Source organism: Acholeplasma sp. ORD1043, from assembly GCF_057808485.1.
In genome coordinates this window covers 57158-70793 of the sequence record NZ_JAQLOJ010000003.1, presented here as the reverse complement: position 1 = coordinate 70793, position 13636 = coordinate 57158, and the positions used below count along the sequence as shown (strand labels likewise).

Annotated in this window: 7 protein-coding genes; 3 read left to right on the top strand and 4 right to left on the bottom strand. The window is 32.3% G+C overall.

All coding sequences use genetic code 11. The features are described 5' to 3' along the window. Positions 1-195: 195 nt before the first annotated feature. Positions 196-3036, bottom strand: a complete 2841-nt coding sequence (locus tag PG914_RS01965) for an ABC transporter substrate-binding protein (RefSeq protein ID WP_488822002.1) — start codon at positions 3034-3036, stop codon at positions 196-198. Positions 3037-3248: 212 nt separating this feature from the next. Next, complete coding sequence (locus PG914_RS01960; protein ID WP_488822001.1) at positions 3249-5861, bottom strand: InlB B-repeat-containing protein; 2613 nt, start codon at positions 5859-5861, stop codon at positions 3249-3251. Between the two features lie 239 nt (positions 5862-6100). On the opposite strand from PG914_RS01960, the gene PG914_RS01955 reads away from it, so the two are divergent. Beyond that, complete coding sequence (locus tag PG914_RS01955) at positions 6101-6691, top strand: TetR/AcrR family transcriptional regulator (protein WP_488822000.1); 591 nt, start codon at positions 6101-6103, stop codon at positions 6689-6691. Between the two features lie 30 nt (positions 6692-6721). Here PG914_RS01955 and PG914_RS01950 read toward each other — a convergent pair whose 3' ends face one another. Together PG914_RS01950 and PG914_RS01945 are read right to left on the bottom strand one after the other, a co-directional pair. Continuing rightward, positions 6722-7570: a Gfo/Idh/MocA family oxidoreductase gene (locus PG914_RS01950; RefSeq protein ID WP_488821999.1), complete on the bottom strand. Its 849-nt coding sequence runs from the start codon at positions 7568-7570 to the stop codon at positions 6722-6724. A 45-nt stretch (positions 7571-7615) separates the two neighbouring features. Continuing rightward, the gene (locus tag PG914_RS01945; protein ID WP_488821998.1) at positions 7616-8803 is read right to left on the bottom strand and encodes a hypothetical protein; all 1188 of its coding nucleotides are present in this window, start codon (positions 8801-8803) and stop codon (positions 7616-7618) included. 94 nt (positions 8804-8897) lie between these two features. On the opposite strand from PG914_RS01945, the gene PG914_RS01940 reads away from it, so the two are divergent. Then, positions 8898-11108 (top strand): ABC transporter ATP-binding protein/permease, encoded by a 2211-nt coding sequence (locus PG914_RS01940; protein ID WP_488821997.1) that lies wholly within the window; start codon positions 8898-8900, stop codon positions 11106-11108. A 125-nt stretch (positions 11109-11233) separates the two neighbouring features. Further along, positions 11234-13591, top strand: coding sequence for an InlB B-repeat-containing protein (locus PG914_RS01935; protein WP_488821996.1), 2358 nt, complete (start codon positions 11234-11236; stop codon positions 13589-13591). Positions 13592-13636: the final 45 nt, after the last annotated feature.

Below are 13636 nucleotides of genomic sequence, written 5' to 3'. Positions count from 1 at the left end.
TCATATTTTATAGAATATTGAACTATCATTTAAAGATTTTAGTTCTGTGGGAATTTATGTATCACACTACTCAATATTCTATAGAATATGATTTTTATTAGGGTATATACATACAATAAGAGGGAGTGTATGTTTACGGCAGTACACCCCTCTATTTGTATGTTAGTTAAGCCTGTTTTATTTTAAATTAAATGATTATAACCATTCAACCATGATGTAGTAATCACCAACGTGTAATAAGATTACAGCATCACTACCTGAACCACCTGAATATGACCATGAAACTGACCATACTTCAGCGAATGGTGAATCAATATCAGCGTCTGCTAATACATCAGCTACTGATTCATAAGCACCTTCAAAGTATTCTAAAGCAGCAACACCAGCATCATCAAGTTTAGCATAATCATTAACTGTGAATGAAGCACCGTATGAGTCTAGACCAGCTTTGATAGCAGCTTTTGGATCAGTGATTAAAGCTGATTGGCTGATTAATTCATAGTAAGCACCGTTTTTACCTAATACGAATAAGAAGTCAGCACCGTCAGTTGTTACAACCGCAAATGCTTCTGCTGATTCATAACCGTTTTCTTCAGCAACATCTGCTAATGTACCACCTAAGATAGCTTCAGCTAATTCTAGGTCAGCTTCACCAATTGATTCAACAGTAGCACCAGCGATGTCTAAGTAAGCAGCGATTAAATCTTCAGCATCATCCCAAGCAGTTTGGATAACACCATCTTTAACGTAAGTCTTGCGGTTTAATGCATTGATTAACGCATTTGCAGACCATCTTTCAGTTACTTCTACGCCGTTAATACCAACGTATGTAACATCGATGTTAGCAGTTGAAGTATCAATACCCCAGTCAAGTGTGAATCCACCGTAGTTGTCATCACGGAATACGTCTAAGAAGTCAGGAGCATCTAATAATGAACCTGAGATACCACCAATACCTAAGTCAGTATTAGCAAGCATCATGTAGCTGTAATAGTTATCTGGGAATGCAACGTCAACAACGTCGATTTCAACTCTTACGAAGTTTACATCATCAACTAATAAAGCTTCATATTGACGTTTTAATTCAGCAACCATTGTTTGAGCATTAATGTTACCAGAAGATGCCCAAGTTAATCTTAATGAAATTGTTGTGTAGTTTGCAGATGTACCTTTTTGGTAATGACCATCAGCGATAGCTTGAGCTACAGCAGACTTGAATAAAGCAACAGCAGCATCTGGAACATAACCTGCAGTTTCACCACCGAATTGGTCTAATACAGCTTGACCTTCAGCAGATCCACGTACACCAATACCACCTTCAGCATCTAAGAAATAAGTTTCTGAGAATAAAGTTGTAGCAGGACGATATGTTGGAACTAATTCAGTTGCAGAAATTCTATCGAAACCGAAGAATAATGCTTGACGGAATTCTTTGTACATTAAGATTGGTTCTGGAACAAAAGTTTCAGATAAACCTAATTCTGGATGTTTAGCAATGTAAGCATCACGATTAGCAGTTGTACCGAATTGGTTAGTTACAAGTCTCCAAGTTGTAGCATCTGGAGCAACTCTAACGCGTGGGTCATCTAAGTAGTCTTGAACTTCAGCAGCAGGAATTGAACCTGATTCTAAACGACCAGCTTTGAATTCAGCCCAAGCTGATGCAGAGTTTGGAACATATCTGTATTGATATCCAGTGTAATGATACATATCAGCATCTGGATGTTTTTCATTCTTAACATAAGTAATTAATTGACCAGCTGAGTAAGTGTCTAAGATATAAATACCTGATGAAGCAACTGTAGTTGGTCCTAAACCATAACCTTCTTTACCTAATGCAGTGTAAAGTTCTGGTTGTAATGCAGGTTTTGAGTTACCAGCTAATGCGTATTTAACGTCGAATTGTGAAGTATCTGAGATAAATTCTAATTCAAATGTTAAATCATCAATCTTTCTGATACCAACTTTAGCCCAGTTTTCTTCAGTTGGAGCAGCAGCATATTCTGCAGCACCTTTGATACCCATAGAGATGAAGTCACCACCACCTGAGATCGCACGGAACCAGCTTTCTTGTAAAGCTTTCTTCCAAGTCCATAGGTAGTCGTTAGCATCTAGAACTTCATAACCAGCAGCAAATCCTGAAGTATCAGTATCTGGGTGGAATGACCATTCTAAACCATCTTTAAGAGAAACTCTCCAAACTTTAGCATATGTTCTACCATTTAATTCATAACCACCAGTTGGAACTGGATCTGATGCTGCTAAAGCAGGGTTAATTTCATAACTTGTCTTAGTGTCATCAAAGTAGAATTCATATAAGCCACCAGTGAACATTGAGATGAAGTCATCTGAGTTAGAGTCATCTGCAGTCCAAGGGTTGAATGTTGATGGGTTTGTTGTAAATGCAGAACGCCAAGTATATTCACCAGCATTACCATATGTATCACCAAACATTAATACTGTTGAGTCATCAGCACTAAATTGTGAGTACGCAGTACCATAACCCATAACACCATTGTAAGTGTCAGTGAATAATTGTACACGGTCTGAGTAGATTACGCGGCTTGCACCAGTGTATAGAGGAATACCTGCATATACATTATCTAATAAATAAGTTTCAACAGCAGCGAATAATTTAGCTTTTTCTTCTGCTGGAAGTTGACCTAAGTCAACACCACTTAAATATTGCGCTAATGGTGGAACTTCGCTCCAAGTTACAGTAACAGCTCTATTTGCGGTTGTTGTGTTACCATCACTGTCAGTTACTGAATAAGATACGGAGTATACACCTAAGAAGTCGACATTTACTGTGTTGGCAGTAATTACGATGTCGTCAGTTAAGTCACCATCTTCTTCGTCAGATGCAGTAACGCCTGCTAACGGATCAAATGGAGTATTAACTTGGTGAGTCACAGGACCTACGCCAGCAAAAACTGGTTTGTTAACTACAGGTGCAGCGCCGAAGTCACAAGCGACTAAGACTAATGCAGCAACGATAGCAACGAATCCTGTTAAAAGTTTTTTCGTTAATTTCATTTTTTCTCTCTCCTTTTTCAAAAATGTTATTAAGAATTATACCAAAGATTTTGTAAAAATAAACATATTTAGCACTTTTTCAATTTGAAAACGTTTTCTAGCATGAAACTATTATATTTTTATATAATATTTGAAAGAAAAAGAGCAATCGGATTTTAAATAAATTATCGATTGCTCTTATTTTTTATGCTTTTTTGGGGTTAAATCAGCTTTTAAGCACCATAATAATCTTCTAAAATACCTAACAATAGTGCGTTATCGAAGATTTGTCCAATTGGAAGTGGATGTGTTGGTGTGATACCAAATTCATTATGGTGGTAAACATATGGATCTTCTTCTGTTCCAGCACCTGTACGGTATGCTGAAAGATTGGTTGAACTCATAGTAAATGCTGTGCCACTTGGTAATAGAATTGGTGTAATTGAAGCTGCACCACCACCTGAAACTTTACCAATAACTGGACCTAAATTGTTTTCAACAAAGATAGTTGCCATTGAGTTTGCTGCTGAGAATGTCGTTGGTGTAATAATGATACCCCATTTCAATTGTGGGTAATATGGTACGCCATCAATTCTTACGTAGCTTGATGATTTAGATCCTGTATCTGCATCAATAGATGTCGTTCTAAATGGTTGATCAGTAATAAACCCAATCACGCGGTATAATGCACCAACATTACCACCAGTATTCCATGAAAGGTCAACTAATACATATTCAACATCTGGTGACTCTTTGAAGATTTGGTCTAAAACAACTTCAAAGTAAATTGCAGAGTCTCCATCAACTAAACTGATAACATTTGGTGTTACTGACCAGCCAACTGTGTATGATGTTGGTACTTTAGATGAAATAGAAACATAGAATAAATCATATGCTGCTTCAAATCTAATTTGAACCATATAGTTCTTGCCATCATATGACTTAGTGTAATAGCCAGGTTTCTTATTGTCATCATTAGTATCTTGTTTCACAAGTGAATAACCTGCAGTTTCTAAAGCTGTTGCATATGTTTCTAAGAATGATGCATCTTGCCCCTTAACTAATACTTCTAAGATTCTATCTGATGTTGTTGATGAGTTAATAAAGAAGAATTTATCACCTTCAACATTTGGAAGTAGACCTGTTGCAATATCTAATTTCATTACATTGGCAATGATTTGTTCATCAAAGTTATCTGCTTCATAAAGGTCTTGTGTACTAAATCCATCAAATGTGATAACAACCGAAGTCTTTTCATCATCTAAGAACCAATAAGCTGGTCTTCTTGATGCATTCCATGCGTTACCACTTGCTTGACCCCATTTAGCTCCAATCACATTATCTGTATCAATCATGCCATCATAGTACCATTTTTGGAATCTAGAACCATATGATGCTAAGTTATTTAAACCTGAAACTTCAAAGGTTGATTTATTAAAGTATGATGGATAACCGTATGATGTATGTGGTTCATCAATTTCTTTTAATAGAATTCTAGCAACTTCAGCATCAAAGCCTTCAGCGTTTGGATTTAATAATTGATTTGTTCTTGTATAAAGTAGGTCATAATATGTATCAACATTCATGATGTCTTTTAATCCATAGAAGTTATCCATTGAGAATGCAAAGAAATGGAATGTATGAACTAAAAGGTCAGCAGGAATCTCGGTGTTATTTAATGAACCACGTTTGATTGCACGATATTCAGCAGTACCTTCTGCAGGTAATGCATAGATACCAAATAAACCATCGTAGTTGTAATAAACGTTATAGTATGAAGAACCTGCAAATAATTGATTCGTGATGTAGTAAGGTAAAACAATTTCACCATCTATAACTACAATATCCATACCATAATCATCTAGGTCATAAACTAAATCGCCACCTTCAACATAACTTGCATCTTCATGATCTCTTTCGTATTCGATATGACGACCGTAGTTAGTTTCGGTTGAATATACATATGCCCAGAAGAAACCAGGGTCATTTGTTGTGATTGTATTATCTTCTGCATCAATTGTAACGATTAAGTCATAAGTATGATCTTCTTCTTCATCATAATATTGATAAAAAATTTCTAAAGTGTTTTCTTCAGTCGTCCAAGTAAATTCAACTTCTGGGTCAATAAAACCTGTCACCATATCAAAGAAATCTCTTACTTTAATATATGGAACAAAACCACCTTGTTCAAAGAATAATGTTACATTTGATTCTGGAACTGTATACTCAGTTGTCATGTTCTTAAATGCAACTTCTCTTGATTCAACTAGTTCAAGTGGTTCTTGATCATGTAACGGAACAGTAAATGTATGTTTAACTGTTGTTTGGCCAAGTTTAAATGAACCTTCAATCGTCACAGACTCTGTATTGTCACCTGCTTTACGAGGTAAAACAATACCATAATCAGACACATAGAAAGATGCACTCTTCCAAGTAATAACTGAATTATGAAGTGGACCACGTTTAGGTGTATTCACTTGATATTTGCTTAAAATAAAGTCATTTTCTAATGCTGCGATATCTTGAGCTACTTTTTGTTCATCTGTTAGGACTGTTGGGGTCCATTTAGCTGTTAAAGTTAAGTCTGCATTAATCGCCGTGTTAAAACTAAATTCAACTGCTGCATCTGATTCATACCAATACTCAAAGGTGAAACCATCTTTGGTTGGTGTATCAGGTTGAGTTGCTTTTTTGCCTGCTTCTACACTTTGTGGGTCAATTTGATTACCACCGTCACTATTAAATGTGACTGTATATGTGATAGGGTCAACTGTGCCTTCATTACCACATGCCACTAACACGAGTGTAGAAAGTAAGGCTAATATTAATAAGGTTACTTTCTTCATATTTCTCTTCTCTCCTAAAAAATTAAATTAATGATATCATTTTAATATTGTTTTGTAAAATGAAATCAATTACGATTTGAAATCGATTATATCTTATATATATGATACATACGCGTAAATGCTTATTATTTGATTATTAGAAAAAATTATATATCATTATTACTATTATGTTAGGTTGACAAACTTACTAACAGTGATTAGAATGAATGTGTAACAATGTTCGTAAAGGGGGATATTTTATGTCAACAAAGGAATTAATCTATCAAAATGCAATCGAGTTATTTGGTACTTATGGCTATAACAACCTAGGTATGAGAGACTTAGCTAAAAGCGTTGGCATTAAAGCTTCTTCAATTTATAATCACTATAAATCAAAAGAAGATATCTTAATGGATATTGCTAAAGAGTTAATAACAGAGATGAGTCTACATGTATACCCTTTATTTAAGAAGACAGGTCTTACTCCAAGAGCATTCTTTACCCAAGTATCGATTGAAACAAATAGCTTCTTCGAACAACCACATATCCAAAAATTAACCAATCTATTAATGCCACTTCAATTTGAAATTGAAAGATTAAGAGATTTAATTCATGTAGAGTTTGTTCAAAAGCCAAGAACTGCTTACTCATATTATTTTAAGAGCTTAATGGATAAGGGTTTAATGAGAAAAGACGATCCAATGTTAGCTGCTAAGATGTATCACTCATTCTTCGTTTATCACTTCTATGAAAAGTTCTTAAGTCAAGAACCAAATGGATTCTTAACTAAGTTTGAACCACTATTTAGAAATCACATTACATTATTTATGGATTACTTCCAAATTCAATAATAAGAGCGACTAGTGATAGTCGCTCTTTTTTTAAGTTTCTTTTAAAACCTCAGATAGTTTGTTGTGTATTTCCACCATCATATTTGATTGAAACATCTCAAAGATATTTTCTGATATATCTAAGTAGAGTTCTTTTATTCTATCTTTATATGGATACTGATAGATTGACCCATCCACATTAACTAACTGTCTATTGTGGATAACTTTAATTGATGTATCATCTTTTAAGTTGAATTTACTTATCTTATGGGATGAATGTTTAGTTATTTCAAGTTCGATTTCAATCAAAATACCTTTATATTGATAGTTTAAGTCTAAATAAATAATGTTTCCTTTTTCATCTTTAAGATGGAATACCGATTCAAGTTCCAAATCTTTAAGATACATAAATCTATATAAATAACTAAAGATATCAATTAATTGATCAAAAAGGTTGGTTACTTTTTTATCTTTAAAACTTATGGTTATATGATTTACTTGATTTAATTCCAAGTGATCTTCTAATTCAACAATCTCTTTGGCATATAAATATGGATAAACTGTTTTTAGTTTTAAGTTGTTTTGATTTGCTAAAGTCAAAAGTTTATTAAACTCACTTTTATCAAAAGTAACCAATTTATCAAACAATACGTTATATCCTAATTCTAGTACTTCTTTTGCTAGCATAAAAGTTATGCAGTCACTTTTAGTTATAAAAACGTAGTCAATACGTACTTTAATTTCTTTTAAATTACTGTATACCTTAACACCTCGAAAAGACTTAAGAAAGCCGGGTTCATTGATATCAATTACGCCAACAATCTCAATTAAGTCATTTTTAAATAATGCTAGATAATTAGATTGAGGCTTTCCTGCCGTAACTAAAACAACCTTATACAATTGGGTTTATCTCTTTTCTTTATATGAATCTTTTGAAAATATAAATTAATATAAATCGATTGAATTCACAAATTTAACAAATGCTAATTGATCAACCTGAGCAAATCCATTAAAGTTTGTCGGCATAGATGGTGCAACAGGATCTAAATCGATGATGAAGCCAAATTTTTCTAATTTAATCATACCTTTATAGATTCCATAATTATCCTCTTCTAAATCTGGAATACTATATTCAGTTGGTCCAATTTGACCTGTTAATGAGCCTAAAATTCTTTTTACTTTATTATTTCTAACTTCAAATCTGAAATCAAATTCAAATGCTTGTAACGCTGCTTTAAGGATTGTCTTTGCTTCTTCTATTTGTTGTTTTTCTTCTTCAGAGTATTCAATTTGATAGCCTAAGATTATGGAATCAAATTGTTGATCAATAAGTTCATCTACCATTGCTTTATCAATCAAGACTCTAACTGTATATAAATCTCCTTGTTGATAAACTTTAATCATTTGATCAAATTCAGATAAAAGTTCATCATAACTACTATCAGTAGGTAATTCTTCTGGCAAAGTAAAATCATAGGCCATGAATGAATCAAATAAGTCTTTTAATATTTGGTATTCATTTTGGGTAAAGACATTTTCTGTTGTCGGTTTTTCTTTAACCATGTCAAATACTTTTTCAGTAGTATTTATTTCACCTTGTAAATCAACAACTAGTTTAAAGAAACCATTGGTTTGTGCATAGATGTTTTGATTCTTCATTAGAAGATATGTATCACTAAAATCAATGTCTAAGTCGATTGCTTGATGGTTTTTAATCGTCGTATCTATTGTTGTTTCACTATCAGTTAAGTAATTTGCTTTAACTTCTAATTTATCTAACAATAAATAAATAATCGTTTCACTGACATTATCACCTAACTTAATATAACTCTTAGCATCGTAATCGAAATAAATGTTAGTTTCCAAATGACTTTTGTTTTTATATGGTGGATATTCAACATTAGTATCTAGTTCATAGTTTAGTTCAAACTTAGCAAATTGTTCTAAGAGAATTTCATCATAGTTTACGCCATTAAAATCAACATATTTTAAGAAGTCGTACTTTTGAGTTAAAGTAAGTTCTAACTCATCACTATTGTCTAACTCCGGGAGAGGGTTGACAAAGTCTTGTTGTTCACACGCAACTAAAAGTAACGTGAAAACCATGGTAAGGACTAAAATAATTTTTTTCATAATATCCTCCTATGTTACATCTTTATTTTACCTTATATGAGAAAAATCAAGTGATTATTCGTTATAATAATCTTGAAGATAGGGGATATGCTTCATGTTAAAAATAGTAAACCTTTCAAAATCTTATCAAGACAAAGTCATTTATAAAGATCTAAATGTTTCTTTTTCCTCAACTGGGTTAATAGGTATTATGGGTAAATCAGGTAGTGGTAAAACTACACTTTTAAATCTGCTTGGTCTAATTGATAAACCTACTTCTGGTGAAATTCATTATGGTGACTTAAACTTAACAAACTTAAATGAATTAGATAAATCTCATTTCAGAAGAGAGCATATTGGATTTATCTTTCAAGACCATCAATTAATTCCTAGTTTAAATGTTTATGAAAATATTAAAATGGGATTAACTTTCGCAGGACTCCCTACAAACGATGTAGATAATAAAATTAATACGATATCAGAAAACTTAAATATTTATGATTTGTTAAAACAAAACATTGAAACATTATCTGGCGGAGAAAAACAAAGAGTATCCATAGCAAGAACTTTGATTAAAGATCCAAGTGTAATTCTTGCTGATGAACCAACAGGATCACTTGATTATGAACAAGCTCAAGAGGTCTTGAAAATCTTAAAAGAAATTTCAAAGAATAGATTAGTCATTATTGTTTCACATGATCAAGTGTTACTTGAAACTTATGGTAATGAAAATTATACCTTAAAAGACAGAACACTTCATGTAGATCAACCAAAAGAAACCACTTCTACTAAAGCAATAAAAATTAATAAAACTAAACTGAAAAACAGATTCTTATTTGGTTATGCATTAAATAACTTATCCATTCATAAACTAAGAACTTTTATATTAAGTTTGATTTTAGTAATTTCAATGATAGGTATTATTTTAAGTTATCATTTTAATCAAAGTTTAAACAACTATATTGAAGAAAATGAACAAAAGTTAGTGGATATCTTCCCAGTTGAAGTTGATCAAATCTCAGTTACTGTTAAGGATTTAAATCCTAGCGAAGATTTTCCAAAGTATCCTAATTTCCAATATGCATTACCTTCAAACATTCAAAATGAGTATTTACATTTAAACACCCTTGATTATGGATTCTATACGTATATGCAAAATATGCCAGACAGTCTTTATGAACAGTTAACTTACTTTTATGATATTGATTTAAATTTTATAAAGCATACGAATCAATACAGTTTCTTTGGATATAACATAAATCCATTATTTAAATCGGAAAATCAAATTGATAAAGAATTTGACACCCTATATGAAAACAATGATTCAGTAGCTGATTACAATCTAACCTTAGTTCTTGATGACTATAATCGAATTCCGTTAACCTTAATTAATCCACTAGGACTTCCAGTGAATGAACCTTTGTCATTTGAATCGATTAGTGAATTAACTTTATACTATATTTCAAATGATGATTTATATGAGGAAACAAACCCTAATCTATATACTCAGAAGGATTTAAATAATTTAGATGAGAATTTATATAGAAGCGTTAAAATTTCAAGAATTATCAGACAAAAGGACAGTTATGAATTCTTCAATTTAAACCCTGGAATCTACTTAAATAAAGATGATTATGAATCCCTTTATTATGAAAATAAGAATTCAGATATTGTTATTCGTCAACAAGAAATAAATACACATATTCTATCAGGCCTTTCTTTCCAAGAAAACAATCCTAAAGTACGCGCTTTAAAAACATTAGGTTATGCAGAGTTCCCTACAAGTTATAGAATAATGGCTAAAGATAGAACATCTAAACTTAATATCATTGCTTATATAGAATCATATAGTGGAAATACAATAATACCGCTTGATAAAGCAGAATTAGGGTTAGATGTAGCAAGAAGTGCTTTCGAATTCTTCAGATTAATTGGTTATTTATTTATAACAATTTCTTTAATTACTTCTACTGCCATGATTGGCTTAACAACTTACACTTCAATTGTAGAAAGAGCAACTGAAATTGGTATTTTAAAAACACTTGGTGCAGCCAATAATGATATAACAAAATCATTCGGATTTGAACTTCTATTTATAGGGTTTGTAGCAAGTCTTTTAGGTATTGTTGTATCACTTATTTCTATCCCTTTATTAAACATTGTTTTATATGATTTATTATCCATTAGAAACGTACTAAGATACGACTTATTGTTCCTTATTTTATTTGGTATAATATCGATCGTATATGTTCTTGTAACTGGGTTAATTCCAGTAGTTATTCATAATAAAAAACAAGCAATTGAAAATATTAAATATAAGCTCTAATAATAGAGCTTATATTTAATATCATTTATTGTATAATGAAAATGACGACTACAAAATTCAAGCTAATCACTTGATACACATACAACAAGATACGATTAATCTAAAATAACACAAAGGGGTAAGTTATGCTACGAAATATTAGATTAGTTTTTACACTAGGGATAGTGTTTTTATTGTCTTTAGTGCTTTTTGCATGTAATACATCCGAGGAACCACCAATCGATGGCGGCGATCAAAAATTCACGGTCATCTGGAAAAACTCAGATGGAACTACACTAAAAACAGATACTGATGTTATTGCTGGTAGTATGCCTACATATAATGGGCAAACACCAACCAAAGCATCAACTGAACAATACACTTATACATTTACAGGGTGGAATCCACAGGTAAGTACTGTAAGTGGTAATCAAACCTATACTGCAGTTTTTAGTGAAACTATAAGAACGTATGTAATCACTTGGAAAGATCATGATGGTACTACACTAGGTACAACTAGTGTTGCCTATGGTTTGATGCCAGCATATCAATTACCTAGTAATACTACTGATAAAGTATATATTGGTTGGACACCACAATTAGACTCAGTAACAGGTGATAAAACCTACACTGCTGTTTTAGCAGAACCTGGTCAAACCTATACTGCTATATTTGAAAATCATGATGGTACTAATCTACTTACATTAGAAGATTTAGATGCTGGCGTCACACCAAACTATACAGGTGAAACACCAACCAAACCCTCTACTGCTCAATACGAATATGTATTTAAGGGTTGGAGTCCTGCGCTAGGCTCAATTATTGCAGATACAACCTATACTGCACAATTTGATGAAATAGAAAGAAGTTATCAAATCACATTTAAAGATGCCGATGGTACAACACTTGAAACCCTTACTTTAACATTTGGTACAACGCCTTCATTTAACTTACCAGCTGACACTGCTGAATGGGATTATACCGGATGGGATAAAGCAATATCTGTAGTTGATGGTGAAACAACTTATACCGCTTTACGAACTAAAAAATCTTATACCATTTCATTTAACACAAATGGTGGTTCTAATATTCAAGCAATCACATTAGAATATGGGGCAAGTTTATCTAAACCTGCTAATCCATCTAAAGAAGGCAATGTTGCTTTTGGATGGTTCTTTGATAGTGAACTTTCAGATGAAGTTGAGTTCCCATTAGTTGTTACAGAGTCATTAACACTTCATATAAGATGGTTTAATTATGATGTTTACTTAGATCAATTAAGAAACTTATTTGGAATTTTAGAAGCTGATCCACTTGAGTATATTCCAGAAGCGATGCAACCAGGTGGTATCCTTACTGATTCTGCTAATTTATCCTTAGACTTCACATCGTTTGTTAATACATCCTCTATTCCTACTGGCTATGGTGAACAATGGCATATGGTTCAAGAAAACTTGAGTGAGGCTAAACTATTCACCAATATCTTTAATACACTCGATTTAATTACACCAACTGTTATTACACTGTTTGATGCATATTTAGTTAACAACCTTGAAGATGAAGTTAACTTTGTTACAACAACAAATAATTATCAAATTGTCATTGTAACTGAAGGTGACTTAATGTTCTTTACTGCATCATACACAGCAAACCTTCCAGTATTTGGTTCTCAAACTGTTTCAATTACTTTATTCTTAAATAGCGTAGAATCATTACGATCAAGTAGAATTCAAATCGGTTCAGCTGCTAAAGCAAGATTTGATGTTGGTGAAGATTTTATGAGAATTGTGACTGATTTTGGTACAGTAAGAAAGTTCTTCTTTGAAATTGAAAACAATGATAATACGGTTGAAGGTAGACTTTATGAAACACTTCAAATTGAAGGTTTAGGTGGTACTTCTGCTGTTGCTGAGTTTGTGATTGAGAATAATTTAGTGATTGTTTCTGGTAATAAAGCAAGCGGTATTATCGGATTTACAAATTATATTACAGAAGTTTATACAACCTCTGGTGAATTCTTAGGATATGAAATCAGAGAATCTTTATCTGGTGTTACTTATAACACTTTATGGATACCATTAATTAATCTTAACGGTATTACCAATATCAAAGTTATTAAATCTGAAAGTATTCAAGAGAAGGATTCAATCTACTTAAATAACCAAACATCCGTCTTTAAGACTAAAAATGTTGGTGGATTAAGTTTAAAGACATTATCAAGAAGATACGATATTGAACTTAGAAAACAACACTTCTATTATGAAGAAGCTGATGAAATTAAATCCGTAATGCTTGAAACTCCAATGTTCTTTGTTCAAGAGGAAGTTTATACATCCCTCGTACAAGACGTTAAAGGTGAAAATGCGTATCTAACATCCTTTGGTATTAAAGTTGCAGCAAACTCAAATACAGTCTTTAGTGCATATGATAATCATCTACCAGGATATATTACAAATCTTCCATCTTATACACCACAAATTATTACTGATTATCTTGCAGTATAAATCATACAAATTAAAAAGGCATTCAATCGAATGCCTTTTTTCTTT

Excerpts from the sequence above, each read along its gene's own strand:
- PG914_RS01965 (WP_488822002.1), bottom strand. The coding sequence starts at position 3,036 with ATGAAATTAACGAAAAAACTTTTAACAGGATTCGTTGCTATCGTTGCT.
- PG914_RS01960 (WP_488822001.1), bottom strand. The coding sequence starts at position 5,861 with ATGAAGAAAGTAACCTTATTAATATTAGCCTTACTTTCTACACTCGTG.
- PG914_RS01955 (WP_488822000.1), top strand. The coding sequence starts at position 6,101 with ATGTCAACAAAGGAATTAATCTATCAAAATGCAATCGAGTTATTTGGT.
- PG914_RS01945 (WP_488821998.1), bottom strand. The coding sequence starts at position 8,803 with ATGAAAAAAATTATTTTAGTCCTTACCATGGTTTTCACGTTACTTTTA.
- PG914_RS01940 (WP_488821997.1), top strand. The coding sequence starts at position 8,898 with ATGTTAAAAATAGTAAACCTTTCAAAATCTTATCAAGACAAAGTCATT.
- PG914_RS01935 (WP_488821996.1), top strand. The coding sequence starts at position 11,234 with ATGCTACGAAATATTAGATTAGTTTTTACACTAGGGATAGTGTTTTTA.